Annotated in this window: 13 protein-coding genes; 8 read left to right on the top strand and 5 right to left on the bottom strand. The window is 70.0% G+C overall.

What is annotated here, in order from left to right:
* Positions 1–85 precede the first annotated feature (85 nt).
* The gene (locus tag D7V88_RS11890; RefSeq protein ID WP_158625068.1) at positions 86–1,189 is read right to left on the bottom strand and encodes a glycosyltransferase family 4 protein; all 1,104 of its coding nucleotides are present in this window, start codon (positions 1,187–1,189) and stop codon (positions 86–88) included.
* Positions 1,190–1,301: 112 nt separating this feature from the next.
* Positions 1,302–1,670 (bottom strand): hypothetical protein, encoded by a 369-nt coding sequence (locus tag D7V88_RS11885; RefSeq protein WP_120540746.1) that lies wholly within the window; start codon positions 1,668–1,670, stop codon positions 1,302–1,304.
* Positions 1,671–1,813: 143 nt separating this feature from the next.
* On the opposite strand from D7V88_RS11885, the gene D7V88_RS11880 reads away from it, so the two are divergent.
* Both D7V88_RS11880 and D7V88_RS11875 read left to right on the top strand, forming a co-directional pair.
* Entirely contained in the window at positions 1,814–2,386 is a 573-nt protein-coding gene (locus D7V88_RS11880) for a dihydrofolate reductase family protein (RefSeq protein WP_120540745.1), read from the top strand.
* 199 nt (positions 2,387–2,585) lie between these two features.
* On the top strand, positions 2,586–3,776 hold the full coding sequence (locus D7V88_RS11875) for a hypothetical protein (RefSeq protein WP_244238107.1): 1,191 nt from the start codon (positions 2,586–2,588) through the stop codon (positions 3,774–3,776).
* Positions 3,777–3,869: 93 nt separating this feature from the next.
* Here the strand turns inward: D7V88_RS11875 and D7V88_RS11870 are convergent, their stop codons facing one another.
* Together D7V88_RS11870 and D7V88_RS11865 are read right to left on the bottom strand one after the other, a co-directional pair.
* The gene (locus tag D7V88_RS11870; RefSeq protein ID WP_147448698.1) at positions 3,870–4,427 is read right to left on the bottom strand and encodes a hypothetical protein; all 558 of its coding nucleotides are present in this window, start codon (positions 4,425–4,427) and stop codon (positions 3,870–3,872) included.
* Between the two features lie 269 nt (positions 4,428–4,696).
* Positions 4,697–7,546 (bottom strand): Ig-like domain-containing protein, encoded by a 2,850-nt coding sequence (locus tag D7V88_RS11865; protein ID WP_120540743.1) that lies wholly within the window; start codon positions 7,544–7,546, stop codon positions 4,697–4,699.
* A gap of 580 nt (positions 7,547–8,126) precedes the next feature.
* Between D7V88_RS11865 and D7V88_RS11860 the strand changes: the two genes are divergently transcribed.
* Positions 8,127–9,707: a sensor histidine kinase gene (locus D7V88_RS11860; RefSeq protein ID WP_120540742.1), complete on the top strand. Its 1,581-nt coding sequence runs from the start codon at positions 8,127–8,129 to the stop codon at positions 9,705–9,707.
* Between the two features lie 8 nt (positions 9,708–9,715).
* Here D7V88_RS11860 and D7V88_RS11855 read toward each other — a convergent pair whose 3' ends face one another.
* Entirely contained in the window at positions 9,716–11,254 is a 1,539-nt protein-coding gene (locus D7V88_RS11855) for a GspE/PulE family protein (RefSeq protein ID WP_120540741.1), read from the bottom strand.
* 119 nt (positions 11,255–11,373) lie between these two features.
* On the opposite strand from D7V88_RS11855, the gene D7V88_RS11850 reads away from it, so the two are divergent.
* The 5 genes from D7V88_RS11850 to D7V88_RS11830 all read left to right on the top strand — a co-directional run bounded on the left by D7V88_RS11850 (position 11,374) and on the right by D7V88_RS11830 (position 17,657).
* Positions 11,374–11,535 carry a hypothetical protein gene (locus tag D7V88_RS11850; protein WP_208726240.1) on the top strand — a complete coding sequence of 54 codons (162 nt, stop codon included), beginning with the start codon at positions 11,374–11,376 and terminating at the stop codon, positions 11,533–11,535.
* Positions 11,532–14,489, top strand: a complete 2,958-nt coding sequence (locus D7V88_RS11845) for an ATP-binding protein (RefSeq protein WP_120540739.1) — start codon at positions 11,532–11,534, stop codon at positions 14,487–14,489. The genes D7V88_RS11850 and D7V88_RS11845 overlap by 4 nt, the downstream gene beginning before the upstream one ends.
* The gene (locus tag D7V88_RS11840) at positions 14,486–15,871 is read left to right on the top strand and encodes a sigma-54-dependent transcriptional regulator (RefSeq protein WP_120540738.1); all 1,386 of its coding nucleotides are present in this window, start codon (positions 14,486–14,488) and stop codon (positions 15,869–15,871) included. Before D7V88_RS11845 ends, D7V88_RS11840 begins: the two co-directional genes overlap by 4 nt.
* A 171-nt stretch (positions 15,872–16,042) precedes the next feature.
* Entirely contained in the window at positions 16,043–16,522 is a 480-nt protein-coding gene (locus D7V88_RS11835) for a hypothetical protein (protein ID WP_120540737.1), read from the top strand.
* A 34-nt stretch (positions 16,523–16,556) separates the two neighbouring features.
* Positions 16,557–17,657, top strand: a complete 1,101-nt coding sequence (locus D7V88_RS11830) for a serine hydrolase domain-containing protein (RefSeq protein WP_158625067.1) — start codon at positions 16,557–16,559, stop codon at positions 17,655–17,657.
* Positions 17,658–17,864 lie beyond the last annotated feature (207 nt).

Raw genomic sequence — 17,864 nt, 5'->3', positions numbered from 1 at the left:
GTGTATAAGAGCCAGCGTCAGCCCTGGCATGCACCGTCTCCTCGGCCGTGGGACGAACCCCAAAGCCCACCGCGTCCGTCCGCCTTCATGCCGACCCCGCCGACAGGGCCCGCGCATAGACACGCACGTAGTCCGCCACCTGCCGCGAGCCATCGAAGCGCGCGAGCACCCCCTCGGCCCGCTCGCGCAGCAGGGGCCTCACCCCGCCGTCCGCCACCTGTGCCATCCGGTCCGCGTAGGCCTCCGGGTTGGCCGTGTCTCCCCGGACGAGCAACGGCCAGTCCATCCCCAGCACCTCCGGGATGCCTCCCACCGCGGGGGCCACCACCGGCAGGCCGTGCGCGAGCGCCTCCAGCATGACCAGCCCGAAGGACTCGAACCGCGAGGTGAGCACCAGCGCCGTGGCCTGTTGGTATTCGCGCGCCAGGACCTCCGTGTCGTCCTCGCCCACCAACACCGTGACCGCGTCGCGCAGCGGGTAGGACGCCAACAGCTCCCGGGCCCGCAGGGCCCCCCGGTGGGTGGTGACCAGCCGCAGGGTGGCGTGGGGACGGCTTGCGTGCAGCCGGGCGAAGGCCGCCAGCAACAGCTCCGGCCGCTTCACCGGACGGAGGGACGACACGTGGAGGAACCGGTCCGTCTGCTCCGCCCCCGGAGCCCAGGGGCGCCGCAGCTCCGGCCGGAGGAAGTTGTGGACGACGTCCGCCGAGGGCAGCTCCGGCAGCCGGTGCGCCAGCGCGTCCGCCAGGTAGCGCGACACGCACGTCACCGCCGCCGCGTCCCGCAGCACCTCGCGGGTGACCTCCGGCCGCGTCCCGAGCAGCGCCTCATTGAGCACATCCGAGCCATGGAACGTCACCACGTACGGCACGCCCCGCAGCCTTCGCAGGAAGTAGGCGGGCAGGCCGAAGACCTGGAGGTTGTGCAGGTGCAGCAACCCGAAGGGCGCCATGTCATGGAGGCGCAGGAGCTGTTCGCACACCTCCAGCGGACTGGTGAACGCAGCGTCCACGTCCAGGCTGTGCGCCGCCCGCAGCGCCCGTTCCGGGGAGAGCACCCGCGTGTCGTCCGGACGAGCGCCCAGCGGATCACAATGCAGGTAGCGGACCGCGAGCCCCTCCTGTCTCAACGCCGCGCCCAGGCTGAGCGCCGCGATGGAGGAGCCTCCGCTGGTGGACAACATGCCCATGCAAACCGTGGGCAGTCCTTCAAGGATGGACATGCGGCGAGGATACGGATTACCGCTGACATGCCTTTCACCGCACACGCCAGGGTGGGCCGTGGCCGCACAAAGACAGACGTCACGGGTCGGAGGAAACCACCCGCTCCGGCTCCAGCACCTCCCGGGTCCGCGCCCCTCTCTCGATGTAGCCAGCGCCGCCCGTCAACCGCCGGCCATCCTCCAGGATGGCGATGAGCTTGTACGACGACTCGCCCCGGGGCTCGTAGGACAGGGCCAGCGAGTCCCCCTTGAGCAGCAGGCGGTGGACGACCTCCCCATCCACATGCTCGAGGCGGACCTCCTGCACATCCTGGCCGGTGTGGTTCTCCACGCGGACCTCTATCCGCGCCCGCTGGGGCGAGGTGTCCTGAATCCAGAGCGCGACCCCGGTGATGAGCGTCAGGACCACCCCGGTCGCCATCCCTCCCACGAACCACAGCACCCGCATGGCCCTGCCTCCCGCATCCAGCGCCGCGCCCCGCCATGGGGCCGGATGTCCGGTTCTAGCAGGCGCGGCGGACCTCCGGCGCGACGAGCGCCCTGCACCCCTTCGGGGTGAGGTAAGCCAGACGGACAGGAGGCAATCCCCGCATGCGAAAACTCACCTATTACGTCGCCAGCACCCTCGATGGCTTCATCGCGTCCCCGCACGGCACCTTCGACTTCTTCGCCATGGAACCGGACTACCTCGACGCGATCGCCGCCGAGTATCCGGAGACACTCCCCGCCAGCTACCGCGCGGTCCGGGGCCTCTCCGGTCCCGGGCAGCACTTCGACACGGTCCTGGAGGGCCGGCACACCTATCAGGTGGGCCTGGACGCGGGCGTCACCAATGCCTATCCCCACCTGGAGCATTACGTCTTCTCGCGCACCCTCACCCAGAGCCCGGACCCCGGCGTCAATCTCTCCAGGACCCCACTCGAAACCGTGCGCGAACTGAAGGCCCGGGACGGGTTGGGCATCTGGCTGTGTGGTGGGGGAGCGCTCGCGGCGGAGCTCCTGCCGGAGATCGACGCGTATGTCATCAAGCTCAATCCCGTCATCGCCGGCTCGGGCATCAAACTCGTCGACGCGGGCTTCGCGCCCCACCGGCTCCAACTCACCGGGTCACGCACCGTCCAGAGCGGCGTCGTCTTCCTGAACTACGTGCGCCGCGCTTCGTGAAAGCCTGCGTCCCGCTTTCGCGACATTGAGAATCGCCAGATGAGAATCCATGCCATTCCCATCTCAAACGAAATGGATGGGAATGTGACGTCGAATTGATTTGTGAATCCCAGACGTCTTCGCGTAATCCAATCCAGCTCAGGGGTCCGGACTGACTGCCTCAAAGGCAGCCGGGACCCACACACCTGGAGAAGACGGCATGTCGATTCGAAACAGTGGAGCCCACCCGTTCCGTGCATGGCGGGTGAGCGCGGTGCTGTGGATGGCGGTGGCGGGATGCGCCGTGGAGACGCCGGCGCCGGCCCCCGAGCAGGCGGCGCTGGAGTCCCTGGAACAGCAGACGCAGCAGCTCACCCCACCCGCGGGGTGCACCGAGATCACGATGGGTGCACTGGCGAATGGCATCCAGACGACGCCCGTGAAGTACGGGGCGCAGCCCACCTATCTGGGAACCTTCAGCGCGTTCGGAGACCCGGCGGTGGCGGACACCGCGAACATCCGGCTGGACGTGAACACGGCCCCCGGCCTGCATGACCTGGCCAGCGGCGGCGCCAACCTCTTCACGTGCGAGCAGTGCGTCTTCGGCTATCAGGACGCGGGCACGGCGGGGCAGAAGTTGTTCGTCGCGGACACGGGCTCGCTGCTGCTGGCGCTCAAGGTGTCACCGCAGCAGACGGTGGGCGCCCTCTCCAACGTGACGCTGCGCGAGTCGGTGAACGCGCCGCCGCTCAGCGCGCCCTACCGGGGCAGCGCGGTGGTGCCCGGCGGCGAGTGCAAGTGGATCCGCTTCGCGACCTGGAACACGGTGCGCGCGGGCGGGTGCGACCCGCGACAGGGCTCGCCAACCGCGAACCTGCCCGGCCTGTCCTGCGTGGCCACGGACTACCTGGCCGACGACGGCACGCTGGAGCAGGCCACTGGCACCAAGACGCAGGGCGAGGCGTGCACGTACACGCCAGCGCCGACGTCCAGCGGGCTGGCGACGACGGACTGCGCGCAGGGCTTCGCCTGTACGGACCTGTTCACGGAGGCGCGGCAGTGTCTGGCCACGTGCGACCCCATGGCGGCCGTCCCCGGCTGCCCCAGCGGCACGGTGTGCGGCGTCTATGGCCTGTGCATCGAACAGTCCGTGCTGGAGCCCATCGGCTTCGCCTTCGACCCGGCGCTCATCGGGGAGACGTGCAGCCTGGGCTTCGCCGAGTTCTGCGGCACCGAGGGCGCCCGCGGCGCCTGCGTGGACCTGGCCGGAACGGGGCATGGCACCTGCCTGCGCTATGCACGCGCCCGCTCTGACTGCGGCGCTGGCGAGGAGCTGGGCTTCATCGGGTATCCGCTCTCCGGTGGCGGCTACGACCGCACCACGGGCTGGTGCTACGCCGACGGCCTCTGAGCGGAGGGCCGCCGGGCGGTGCGCCCCACCGTGACATCACGGGGTGGGAGCGGAAGCTCCCACCCTCCGGGACGCGAAGGCGGGCGTCCTGGCTCAGCCCAGGTAGAACTGCTCGAAGGTGAAGGCATGCAGCGCGGTTCCGGAGAAGCCGCTCATCACGTTGCCCGTGCAGGTGGGCGACGTGAGGACGACCTGGCCGTTGCCCCAGGTGTTGAGGATGAGGGTCAGCTTGCCGGTGTCATCCAGCTCCAACTGGACGTTGTCCTGGGCGAAGGCGGAGAAGTTCTGCCAGCGCGAGACACCTGACTGGGTGGAGTAATAGCTCCGGTCATTGAAGGTCTGACGGCCGCTGTTGGCGGGGCTGGTGAGCCGGGCAGGGACCCGCGTGACCACCCCCGTGACGGGATTGATATAGAAGCTCGCGGGCACACGGCTGCTCAGGCTGGCGGAGATGTACGACGCCACCGCGCCCACCGAGCCCGTGGCCGGCTTCAGCGAAACGCCCGTCACGTTGATGTAATAGCCCCCGCCCTGCTGCACCCAGTTGAACTGGGAGTTCACCAGGGTCGTGCAGCTCTGCGCGGAGGCCTCGGCACTGACGAGCAGGGTCAACGAGAAGAGCAGGCCTGCGAGAAAACGGGACGCGTTCATGGGAGCACCCTGCCGGAGGGAGCGCATTCCCGGGACGCCGCCGGCACTCGGGCGTTCGGGCTTCAGCGACGCCGGCACTGAGCACATCCCGTGCCGCCAGCACCGCCACTCCCGCGAGGGGGACGCAACCCGGCGTTTGTTGTAGCCGCCCGGGCTACCGGTCCACAGGCCGTGGACGCCCAGGCAACGCCGAAGCGAAAGACAACGGGGCGACAGGTCCGTGAAGACCTGCCGCCCCGTCGGTCACGCCCTCAAGTCCTGTCAGGGACTCAGGGGTTGTTCTTCACGGTGAAGTTGAAGCTCTGGATGACGAAGTTGTCCACCGCGTCGGTCATCCAGACATCGACGGTGTGCGTCCCATCCAGCAGCTCGCGGGTGTCCAGCTCCGCGGTCCACGTGCCGTTCGGCTGGAGCGTGCCGGCGCGGATGCCTGACCCGTCCCGCGTGAACGCCACGTTCTTGATGCCACTCAGCGCATCCGTCACCCGGGCCGACAGGGTGATGACACCGCTGGCCGTGCCGTTGGGCACCGGCGTGAGGAGCGTCGCCGTGGGCGCCTGCGTGTCATAGCGCACGGTGCGCGTGGTGCGGACGCTGCGGCCCGCCTCGTTCGTCACGTCGATGGTGAGCGTGTTCACGCCCGATGCCAGCACCACCGACGTCTGGATTTCCCCGCCGCCACGCGGCAGTTGGAACGTCTGACTGCCCAGCTTCACGGTGGTCGCGGACAGGGACGACACGCGAATCGTGTACGGCAGCGTGTGGTTGGCGCGAGGGCCGAACGTCACACCCTCCGCCGGGTCCGTCGTCACCGTGGGGGTGCCGGCGTCCACGAACACGTGCACCACGGCCTCCGTCACGTTGCCGGCGGAATCCGTGGCGCGCACCAGGATGCCCTGCTCGCCGAAGTTCGGCATGCTCACCGGGTGCGTCACCGAACCGGTGCCGAACTCCAGCAGCGTGGTGTTCAACCACTGCGTCTCCACGCAGGTGGGCGTCTGCTCATCAATCAGGCTGGTGACGTCCACGATGGCCGTGCCCACCACCTGGCCCTGCACCGGCGACTGGATGGTGATGACCGGCGGGATGCGATCCACCGTAAGGTTGATCTGCTTCGTGGTGATGCCGCCCAGGCTGTCGCGGCCGGTGAGCTGGATGATGTTCGGACCTTCCACCAGCTCCACCGTGGTGAACACCAGGCCACCGCTCGCCTCGGGAATCACGACCACCGGCGCGCCGCCGTTCACGATGAAGGCCGCGTAGGTGATGACCGCGCCGTTGGTGGCCGGCCGCACGAAGCCCCACACGGACAACGTGGTCTCCCGGATGAACGCAGGCTGGTTGCCAATGACGATGTCCGGCGGCGTGTACGGGTACGCATTGATGATGAGCGTCTGGGCCGCCGTGCTGCCCAGCAGGTTCGGCGGCGTCTGGAGCGTCACGCCCGAGTACACCGCGCGGTAGTCCTGCGCGCCCGTGACGGTCCACGTGTCGGTGGAGAGGCTCCACGGCAGGGAGAACACGCCGTCGCCGTCCAGGTCGTCATCCGCGCCAATGGCCACGCCGGCCACGAAGAAGGTCACGACGCCCTTCTGGGGGCCCTTCACCAGGACGTTCGTCGCATCCACCACCCGGGCCGACAGCAGCGTCGCCTGGCCAATGGTCACCTGCGCGTTCGCCGCGGGGGTCAGGATGGTGGTCGTCGTCGCGCGGCCCGTCACGGGAGGCGGCGGCGGGGTGTACGTGCGCACGCGCGCCGAAGCCGACACGCCCGGCGCGCCACCGGAGGCCGCCTTCACGGTGACTTCCGACAGGAGCGACGCCGTCAGGTTCGCCGGAGCGCGCACGGTGAGCGTTACCGTCGTCTCCGCGTTGGAGGCCAGGAACACCGTGGGCCGGTTCAGGGTGGCCGTCCAGCCGGGAAGGCCACCCGCCACGCTCAGCGTGTACGTGTCCGCCTGATAGCCGTGGTTCTTCACCTTGAAGGTGTAGGTCGTCTCTTGGATCGCCGGCTCGAAGATATTGAACATCTTGGTGTCCTCGCCCACCACGGACACCTCCACGCTGAAGTCGCCGAAGCACGCGAGGCCCAGCGACGCGAACGTCGTCGGGATGTCCGGCGTCGCCGTGCCCGAACCCCAGCTCCCGTCCGCCGCCTGCCGCGACTTCAGCCATTCAATCGCATTGAACAACCGGACGTCGTCCGCGGGCTGCCTGCCCGCGAGGCACAGCGCATACACCGTGATGCCCGTGTCGAAGTCGTTGGACGCGTTCGCGGGCAGGTCACCCCAGCCCTTGCCGCTCACCGGGGCCATCGCCGTCAGTTGGTTGGCCAGCGTGGTGATGGCGTTCGTGTTGACGTTGTTGGCGCCGGGGCCCGCGGCCTTCAGGCCCACGATGGCCCACGCCTTCTCGAACGTGTACGGCATGCCGTCGCCGCCGGCGGACGTGTCGTTGTTGTTGAGGTTGGCGCGCAGGTACGCCGCCGCCTTGTCGATGGCGGTCTGGTATTGCGCCGCCTTGGCCGGGTCCACGCGCTGCTTGGCCTGCGCGAGCATCACGATGTAGCGCGCCGTCACGGGCACGCTGCCGTAGGTCACGGGGTAACCACCGTGGTCCTCCGGCCAACGACCGCTGGCCTGCTGGACGCCCACCGCCCAGTTGGCCGCCATCACCAGGGAGTTGCTGTGCTCCGTGGACACGTACTGGTCGAAGCCCGCGAGGCCGAACGACGCCCAGCTCGTCTTCGTGTACGGGTAGGCGCTGCCCTCGTGCACCCAGTTCCCCGCCGGGCGCTGGTCCGTCTTGATGCGCGCGGAGATGAACTCCAGGTTGCCCAGGATGGTGCGGCCAGTGGGGGTGGCCTGGGCCATGTTGTAGCCATTGGCCTTGGCGCTCGACAGACCGAACACCGCCGCGCCCTGGCGGTGGCAGGCGATGCAGTTCTGCGACGTGGTCCAGTTGGCCACATCGGAGCTCAGGAAGTGGATGGCCTTCTGCGTGGCCTCCGTGTTGGTGGCCGCGGCCGCCGGCAGGCCAAAGGCCGACAGCAGCAGCGCCGCGAACACGGCGACGCACGCCGCCCAACGGGGCGACGAACGGGTGACGACAGGTGACATGGAATGCGTCCAGGGTGGTGGGTGAGCACGGACCAGCCGCGAGGAGCCGAGCCCCCCAGGACACACGCAGGCCAGGCACCCGCGCGTTTGCGTCCCGCGCCCCGGTGTTCCGGCACTTGCGTCTGACCTGGAAGGTTGCGCCCCACGAAGGACGTGCCAGGTCAGAATAAACAGTTATTATGTGAATTGTCCAGGGCGCCCAAAGACATCCATTCCGTGGTGTTGCAAGCAATCATCGACCCATCCGGAGTCATCCAAGACTCACAACATCGACTCGCTCCTGCGCTGTCACTCCAGCCGCCGCATCCCCAATCCCAATCCCATCACCGAGAAGACGACTCCGAACCGGCCAGCGTCGTCTTTGTGGCGGGTACGCCAGGGCGAAATCGCGTCGGCGGCGCATAGGACCCTCCGCGGCATGAGGTGCCGGGAGCGAGCCGCTGGATGCGGGCAGCGGCGGACAGGGATGCTCCAAGCCCCCGCCCGCCTGGGCGCATGACACCCAGGCGGGAGTGTCTGGCTGCGGAACCTGCCGCGCGACACCGCCGAATCGGCCCCCGGAAGCGGCTACGCTTCATCCATGCGAAGCCCCCTGGATGACCGCCTCGATCCCGAATCCCCGGGCAACAGGGGGGGCACCTACGCCAGCAGTCACGGCCTCACCGACGCGGACGCCCAGTTGCGCCTGCTCATCGACAACGTCCGGGACTACGCCATCCTGACCCTGGACCTGGAGGGGCGCGTCGCCAGTTGGAACGCGGGGGCCGAGCGCATCAAGGGCTACCGGGCCGAGGAGATCCTCGGGCAGCACTTCAGCCGCTTCTACCCTCCGGAGGACGTGGCCCGGGGCAAGCCCCAGGCGGAGCTGGAGCTCGTCACCCGGGAGGGCCGCTTCGAGGAGGAGGGATGGCGGCTGCGCAAGGACGGAAGCCGCTTCTGGGCCAGCGTCGTCATCACCGCGCTGCGCGACGACCAGGGGATCCTGCGGGGCTTCGGCAAGGTGACGCGCGATTTCACGGAGCGCAAGCTGGCCCAGGAGCGCCTGCTCCAGAGCGAGGAGCGCTTCCGGCTGCTGATTGAAAGCATCCAGGACTACGCCATCTACATGCTCGACCCCGAAGGCCGGGTCAGCACCTGGAACGCGGGGGCCGAGCGCATCAAGAACTACCGGGCCGAGGAGGTCCTCGGGCAGTACTTCGGCCGCTTCTATCCTCCCGAGGACGTGGCCCGGGGCAAGCCCCAACGGGCCCTCCAGGTGGCGGCGGAGGAGGGGCGCTTCGAGGAAGAGGCCTGGCGGATCCGCAAGGATGGCAGCCGCTTCTGGGCCAGCGTCGTCATCACCGCGCTGTATGACCCACAAGGGACGCTGCGGGGCTTCGCCAAGGTGACGCGCGACTTCACGCAGCACAAGCAGACCCAGGAACGGCGCGAGCTGGAGATGCTGCGGGACGCCGTGCTCGCCCGGGACGAGTTCCTGTCCGTCGCCTCCCATGAGCTGAAGACGCCGCTGACGCCGCTGCAACTGAAGCTGACATCCCTGCTGCGCGTCGTGGAGAACCACCCGGAGGCCACCCTGCCCGTGGGGCGGCTGACCCGGGACCTGGACGTGGCGCGCCGACAGGTCCGCAAGCTCGCGGACCTCATCGAGGACCTGCTGGATGTCTCACGCATCAGCATGGGCCAGTTGCGCTTGAACCGGACGCCCATGGACCTGACCGCGCTCGCTCGGGAGGTGGTGGTCCGCTACACGCCGCAGGCCCTCCAGGTGGGCTCCACGGTGAACCTGGAGGCGCCGGCCCCCCTGCCCGGCAACTGGGACCGGGTCCGGATGGAGCAGGTGCTGACCAACCTGCTCACCAACGCGCTCAAGTACGGCGCGGGAAAACCCATCCGCGTCCACGTGCGCATGGACTCCGGGCTGGCCCTCCTCACCGTGCAGGACGAAGGCATCGGCATCGCGCCAGAGCACCAGCCCCGCGTCTTCGATCGCTTCGTGCGCGCGGTATCAGAGCGCAACTACGGGGGGCTGGGGCTGGGCCTCTTCATCACCCAGCAGATCGTCGAAGCCCACGGCGGCATCGTCCAGGTCCGGAGCACGCTCGGGCAGGGCTCCGCGTTCACCGTGCTGCTGCCCTCGGGCCTGGACACGAAGCTGGACTGACGCCGTCGTCAGCCGGCCGTACCGCGCTCCTCGCGCGCCGTGACGAGGTAGCGGTAGGGCACCACGCGCGTCAGCTCATGCAGCGTGGTGACGCCCGCCGCCACCTTCTCCAGGGCGTCCTGCACCAGCGTGCGGAAGCCCCGGGCCATCGCGTGCCGGCGCAGTTGCACGACGGGCGCCCCGGTCGCGATGAGCAATTGCAGGTCGGGGTCCACCACCAGCAATTCAAACAACCCCACCCGGCCCTTGAAGCCGGTGTGACGGCACGCCTCGCAGCCCTGCCCCGCCCGGGGCTGCACGCCGTCCAGGAGCGGCCCCAACAGCGCCACCTGCTCCGGCGTCGGCGTCGCGGGCGCGGAACACCCAGGGCAGATCCTCCGCACCAGCCGCTGGGCCAGCACCGCGAGCAGCGCCTCCGCGATGTCGCCGTCCTCCAGCTTCAGCCCCCGCAGGCGGCTGACCGTGCCAATCGCATCCGCTGTGTGCAGCGTGCCCAGCACCACGTGCCCCGTGGAGGCCGCCATCAGCGCGGTGCTGCCCGTCTCCAGGTCGCGAATCTCTCCCACCAGCATCACGTTGGGGTCCTGCCGCAGGAGCGCGCGCAACAGGGTCAGGTGCGGCATCTGCGTCGACACCTGCTTCTGGTTCACCTTGGGGACCACGTATTCGATGGGGTCCTCGGCGGTGATGATCTTCTTGCGCCCGTCGTTGAGCCGGGCCAGCGCCGCGTACAGCGTCGTCGTCTTCCCGCTGCCCGTGGGTCCCGTCACCAGCACCAGCCCCTCCGGGTTGCCCAGAAGCCGAAGCACCGTCGCCTGCACCTCCGGCGTCATCCCCAACTTCTCCACCGGCACCAGGCCCACCGTGGCGTCGAGCAGGCGGATGACCACGTCCTCGCCCGACGGCGACGGCACCACGCTCACGCGGAAGTCCACCGACTTGGGCCCCGCCTCCCCGTGGAAGAGGGCCCGCAGCCGGCCATCCTGCGGCCTGCGCCGCTCGGAGATGTCCAGCCCGGCCATGATCTTGATGCGGCCCACCACCTCCGGCAGGGAGTCCGGGGAGATGTCCGTGTAGGCCTGATGCAGGATGCCGTCGACGCGGTAGCGCAGGTCCACGTCATCCGGGTAGCTCTCCAGGTGGATGTCGGACGCGTTCTGCTCCACCGCCCGCGTCAGCACGTGGTTCACCAGTTCCACCGCCGTGGGCTGCTGCGACAGGGGCGTGCCCGGACGCAGCACCACGTCCACCGTGAGGTGGGAGCCCGCGCCGAACCCCACCTCCAGCGCGGTGTCGATTTCGTACTGGTTCAGCCGCACCGGCTGCACCGGACGGCGCAGGAAGTCCGCGATGCGATAGCGCACGGACAGGTCGTCCGGATGCAGCATCGCCACCGTCACCGGCTCCTGCTCCTTCGTGGCATCCACCCGTCCCATCACCGCGACGCCCAGGCGGCGGCAGAAGGACTCCGGCAGCAACCTCAGTGATTCGCGGTCGAGGGTGAACTGGGACAGCTCGGAGAAGGGGGGCACTTCCGGGGAGGCCATGGCTCGTTGGCTTAGCAGTCCCGGAGGGGGGAGGACCACGGCGCGCACAAGCTCCCCCCACGCCCGGCGGGGCTGTTATCCTCGTGCGCATGTCGCGGCCTCCCGCGGAACCTCCCGCCATGCCGTCGCTGCTGGTGTTCGCCGTCGCGGTGCTGCTGTTCGGCTCCCCGCTGCGGCGACTGTGGCTGGCGCAAGGCGCGCCCGCCTGGCTTCCCTTCGTCGTGTGGCTGGGCGTCATTGCCCTGGGCGGCTGGGTGGCGCACCGGAGCCTGCGCCCATGACGCTGGGCCTGGGCCCGCTCGTCGTCGCCTCCGTCGCCTACCTGGGCGTGCTGTTCCTGGTGGCCTACGCCGCCGAAAGGGGCCGCATCCCGGCCCGCATCACCCAGCACCCGCTCGTCTACGCGCTGGCCCTGGGCGTGTACGCCACGTCCTGGTCCTACTTCGGCAGCGTGGGCTACGCGGCCCGCCACGGCTTCCGCTACCTGGGCATCTACCTGGGCCTCACGCTCGCATGCCTGCTGGCCCCGGTGCTGTGGCGGCCCCTCTTGCGGCTGACGCGCGAGCTGCAACTCACGTCGCTCGCGGACCTGCTCGCGTTCCGCTACCCCGGTCAGGTGACGGGCACCGCGGTGACGCTGTTCATCCTTGCGGGCAGCCTGCCCTACCTGGCCCTCCAGATTCGCGCCGTCGTGGAGTCCGCCCGCCTTCTGAGCCCCGCCGCGTCCCCCGCGTTGGTGGGCCCCGGCTTCTGCGGCGTGCTGGTGGTCTTCTCGCTGCTCTTCGGCGCCCGCCACCCCGCCCCGCGGGAGCGTCACGAGGGCCTGATGCTGGCCATCGCCTTCGAGTCCGGCGTGAAGCTGCTGGCGCTCATCATCGTCGCGGGCTGGTGCGTGGTGTCTGTCTTCGGCGGCGTGGGTGGATTGCAGGACTGGCTCACCGTGCACCCCGAAGCGGTGGAGGCGCTGCAACGCCCCGCGCGCGACGCGTCCTGGGCCCCGCTGCTGGTGCTCTCCGTCGTCGCCGCCTTCCTCACGCCCCGCCAGTACCACGTGGCCTTCACCGAGGCACCGGAGCGCGACGGCCTGGCCACCGTCGCGTGGGCCTTCCCGCTGTTGATGCTGCTCATCAACGCGGCAGTGCCCGTGCTGCTGTGGTCCGGAGAAGCGCTGGGCCTGCCCTGGCCCGCGGACTTCCACGTGCTCTCCGTGCCCGCCGCGAAGGGGGCAACAGCCGTGGCGCTGCTCGCGTTCCTGGGCGGCGTGTCCGCGGCGAGCGCGATGGTCATCGTCACCACGCTCGCGCTCGCGCCCATGTGCCTGACGCACCTGGTGCTGCCCCTGGGCACCGCGCGCGGCCGGGACGACCTCTACGGGTGGCTGCTCTGGGCCCGGCGCGTGCTCATCGCCGCCATCATCCTCGCGGGCTACGGCTTCTACCGGCTCATCGACACGCGGGCGACGGGGCTCGTGGACCTGGGGCTCGTGTCCTTCGTGGCGACGGCGCAGTTCGCGCCGGGCGTGCTGGGCCTGCTGCTGTGGACCCAGGCGACGCGCGCGGGCCTGCTCGCGGGGCTGGGCGCGGGGGCCGCGACGTGGACGGCCACGCTGGTCGCGCCCCTGTGGGAGCCGCCGTCGGTGGTGGCGTGGACGAACCAGGCCTCCGTCGCGCTCGGCTTCTCCGCGGACGAACCGTGGGGCTTCGCCACGTTCACGTCGCTGGGGCTCAACGCGCTGTGCTTCGTTGCCGTATCGCTGATGACGCGCCAGTCGGTGGAGGAGAAGGAGGCCGCCCGGGTGTGCGCGCGCGAGGCGCCGGGGCTCGCCGAGGGCAGCGTGGCGGCCAGCTCCCCCGACGAGTTCCGCCGGCAGTTGGAGCCGGTGCTGGGCGCGCAGGTGGCGGCGGCGGAGGTGGACCGCGCGCGCGAGGCCCTGGAGTTGCCCCCGGACGAGCGTCGGCCCGCGGAGTTGCGCCGCCTGCGCGACGGCGTGGAGCGCAACCTGTCCGGCCTCATCGGCCCGGTGCTGGCCCGGCTCGCGGTGGGCGAAGCGCTGCGGTTGGACCCCGGCGCGCGCACCGCCCTGGCGGATCAACTGCGCTTCGTGGAGGAGCGGGTGCGCGACGCACGGGACATGCGCGGGCCGGTGCGCGAACTGGAGGTCGTGCGCCGCTACCTCTACCGCATCCTGGAGGACCTGCCGCTGGGCGTGTGCACGGTGGGCCCGGACGGAGAGGTCGTCATCTGGAACGCGGCGCTGGAGGCGGTGTCGCGCGTGTCCATGGACGCGGCGCGCGGCCACCCGCTGGCGCATCTGCCGGAGCCCTGGGGCACCCTGCTTTCAGACGTGGCCTCTTCCCTGGCCAGCGACACGGAGGCGCGCGTCCCGGTGGGGGGCCAGACGCGCATCCTGCGCGTGCACTGCTCGCGGCTGACGCCATCCGACGGAGACCGCGCGGGGGATGCACAGGGCATGACGCTCCTGGTGGAGGACTGGACGGAGCGCAAGGCGGTGGACGCGCGGCTCGCGCACCAGGACCGGCTCGCGTCGCTGGGCCGGGTGGCCGCGGGCGTGGCGCATGAGATTGGCAACCCGCTCACCGCCATCGCCAGCCTCACGCAGAACCTCAAGTACGACCTGGAGGACCCGGAGGCGGTGCGCGAGCGCGTGGGGCTCATCCTCCAGCAGTGCCGCCGCATCGACGCCATCGTCCGGACGCTCGTGGGCTTCGGCCACGCGGGCACGGTGGGCGGCGAGTCCCGGCCCTTCACGCGCGTGCCGGTGGGCCAGCTGCTCGCGGAGGCCGCGCAACTGGCGCAGTTGTCTCGCAAGGGCCGCGACGTGGCGTGCACGCACCAGAGCCCGGACGGGCTGGACGTGAGAGGCGACGCGCAGCGGCTGGAGCAGGTGCTGGTGAACCTCCTGACCAACGCCATCGACGCGTCGCCCACGGGGGCGCGGGTGGACCTGCTGGCGGAAGCCGCTGGAGACGTGGTGCGCATCCAGGTGGAGGACCGGGGCCACGGCATCGCCCCGGAGTTGTCGCAACGCATCTTCGAACCCTTCTTCACCACCAAGCAGCCCGGCGAAGGCACCGGCCTGGGCCTGATGCTGGCGGAGGGCATCGTGCGCGAGCACGGTGGCACGCTGCGCATCGAAGGCCGTGTCGAGGGCGGAACTCGCGTCACCGTGAGCCTGCCCCGCGCGCCCCTGAACCCCCCGGAGGCTTCCGCGTGAGCCGCATCCTGGTCATCGAGGACGAACCCATCATCCGCACGGAACTGCGGCGGCTGCTCACCCGCGCGGGCCACGATGTAGCGGAAGCCGGCGCCGTCCCGGAGGCCGCGGCCGAGCACGCGCTGGACGCGTTCGACCTGGTCATCTCCGACCTGCGCCTGCCCGGGCCGCCGGGCACGGACATCATCGGCCTGTGTCCGGGCGTGCCGGTGCTCATCATGACCAGCTACGCCACGGTGAAGTCCGCCGTGGACGCGATGAAGCTGGGCGCGGTGGACTACATCGCGAAGCCCTTCGACCACGACGAGCTGCTGCTCCAGGTGGAGCGCGTGCTGCGCGAAGGAAGGCTCACCCGGCAGAACGCGGCCCTCAAGCGCGAGGTGGAGCAGACCTGGGCGCCTGGCGGCATGGTGGGCACGTCCACCGCGATGCGCGACGTGTTCGAGCGCGTGCGCAAGGTGGCCTCCTCCTCCGCCACCGTGCTGGTGCTGGGCGAATCCGGCACCGGCAAGGAGCTGGTGGCCCGCGCCGTCCACGCCCAGAGCCCGCGCGCGGAGGGCCCGATGGTGGCGGTCAACTGCGCGGCCATCCCCGAAGGCCTGCTGGAGAGCGAGCTGTTCGGCCACGAGAAGGGCGCCTTCACCGGAGCGCAGGCCGCGCACGCGGGCCTGGTGGAGGCCGCGCACGGAGGGACGCTCTTCCTGGATGAGATTGGAGAATTGCCCGCGCCCGCGCAGGCGCGCCTGTTGCGCATGCTCCAGGACGGCGAGGTGCGGAGGGTGGGCGCCACGCGCTCGCGCAAGGTGGACGTGCGCATCCTCGCCGCCACGCATCGCGACCTGCCCCGCCGCGTGCAGGAGGGGCTGTTCCGCCAGGACCTCTACTTCCGCCTGCGCGTGGTGGAGATCCGCCTGCCGCCCCTGCGCGAGCGCGGCGAGGACCTGCCCGCGCTCGCGAAGCACCTCCTGGAGAAGGCCACCCGGCGCCTGGGCCGCCCTCCCGCGTCGCTGTCACCGGAGGCCCTGGCGGCCATCGCCGTGCACCCGTGGCCGGGCAACGTGCGCGAGCTGGAGAACGCCATCGAGCGCGCGGTCATCCTCGCCGACGGGCCGCTGCTCACCCCGGACCTGCTGGCGCTGGAGCTGCCGGGCGTGGCGGCGACGGACGTGCCACCGGCCGCGATGGAGGAGTTGGACTTCCCGACGATCGTCGCCGGAGAGGATCCGCGTTCGCCGGATTCGATGGAGGAGTACTTCCGCCGCTTCGTGCTGGAGCACCAGGACCGCATGGGCGAGACAGAGCTGGCGCGCAGGCTGGGCATCAGCCGCAAGACGCTCTGGGAGAAGCGCCAGCGGCTGGGCATTCCGCGCACCCGCGCCTGACGTCCGACGCGTCGGTGCCGACATGTTCCGACGCGTCGAAAGGCGTCGAACCCTGTCGAAAGCACCGTCCCTCACGGCCTCCCAGAGGGAAGCGAGGCGCGGCACATCGCTTGCTCATGGCTCCTGGCATCCACCGGATGAATCCAACCCCCGGTGTTCCAGGAGCAACCCATGTGCAATTCCGCCCGCCTCGATTCGAGTGGTCAGCCCCGGTCCGGCTTCGACACCCGCCTGCGTCCCGACACGGCCCGCACCGCCGTGAAGGGCGGCGCCCCGCTGTCCACGGAGCGCACCGCCAACTGCGTCGTCGTCAACCAGTGGGGGTCGGCCATCAGCGGCGTGACGCTGCGCCACCGCTACAACAACGACCCCAGCTATCAGCAGCAGGGCAACTGGCCGTCGCTCGCGCAGAACGCCACCAGTTCTTCATTCCCAGCCACCTACTGGACCGGCGCCATCGGCCACGACTACTGGTGGGTCCAGTTCCAGGATGACAACGGGAAGATCTGGACGTGCAAGCAGAACTTCTACTGCACCCTGGACGCCTCCGACGACGGCACCACCGTCTACTTCTTCCTCAACGGTGCCTCCGAGGACATGAAGATCCAGATGACCAGCAATGGCTGCGACATCTCCCTCTACGAGTCGTAGGCATCCACGCCCCCCCTTCTTCCGGAGCCATTGCATGCCGACCCAAGCGCAGGACCCCGCGCGGCTGAAGCAGCTCGTCGCGGCGGCCATGAAGGACTACCTGGGCACGCAGACGGAGATTGGCGTTTCGGCGGCGGTGGCCGGCGGAGACGTGCGCGCCCATTACGTCGCGGGCCTGTCGGACCGTGAAACCCGCCAACCGGTGGCCGAGGACACGCTGTTCCTCATCGGATCCGTGCAGAAGGTCTTCACCAACACGCTCGCCGCTGCGCGCATCGTGGAGGGGAAGATGGCGCTGACGGATCAGATCACCCGCTTCCTGCCGGGAGAGGTCCGCCAGCAGGGGACTGTCATCCGGCAGGTGACGCCCCAATCGCTGGGCACCATGACGGCGGGCATGCCGTCCGCCAACGTGCCCGGCCACCCCGCGGGCGCGCTGTACCGGGGTGAGGTGCCACCGCAGGCGATGTTCGACTTCTGGACGCGCTTCAACCCGGAGACGCGCGTGGGGGCGCACTACAGCTACTCCAACGTGAGCGAGGTGACGCAGGGCTTCACCACCACCTTCGCCGCGCGGCGCAGCTACCCGGAGCTGTTCGCCACGGACCTCCAGGAACCGCTCACGATGCGCGACACGCGCGTGGACCTCACCGGCATCCGGCCCGAACGCATCGCGCAGGGCTACACGGCGAAGGCAAAGCGCATCGGCTACCGGGGCGTGGGCTTCAACTCCACCGCGTCGGACATGCTGCGCTTCCTGGAGGGCAACCTCTTCCGCATCCCCTCCATGCCGCTGCTCACCTACCGAGCGATGAAGCTCGCGCACACGCCCCACTTCGCGATCTCCGCGCATCAGTCCATTGGCCTGGGCTGGTACATCCAAGATGCGCCCGGCGGAGCGAAGGTGGTGAGCAAGGCCGGTGGCAACGGCGGCTTCGTGGCGTGGGTGGGCTTCCTGCCCGGACACGCTGCGGCGGTGGTGCTCCTCACCAACGGGCACCCGACGACGGGCCTCAGCCTGCCCGCCACGGGTCGGAAGATCCTCCTGGAAGCCGCGGGCCTCGACACCTCGCAGAGGCTGCCGGACGAGGACGCGGATGCGGGCATCTCATCCGAAGAGGATGCTGCGGACTGAGCCCACCGGGGCTCGCCCGGCGGCCCGCTCCTCCCGCCCGACCCACGCCGCCCGCGCGCCCTGCATTGAAGGGCGTCCGCATGTCTCGCGATACACGGACGGGGCCACGCTGACGCATCGCGTGGCCGCGTCACCCGGTGTTACTCCGGTGTTACCCCGGCGTTACGACGCAGTGCGAGAATCGTTACGGGGGGTAACGCCCTGTCA

Origin of the sequence: Corallococcus terminator, from assembly GCF_003611635.1 — a bacterium.
GTDB classification, from domain to species: Bacteria; Myxococcota; Myxococcia; order Myxococcales; family Myxococcaceae; genus Corallococcus; species Corallococcus terminator.
Note: the sequence above shows the minus strand (reverse complement) of the source record. Positions and strands in the feature narration are given on the sequence as shown.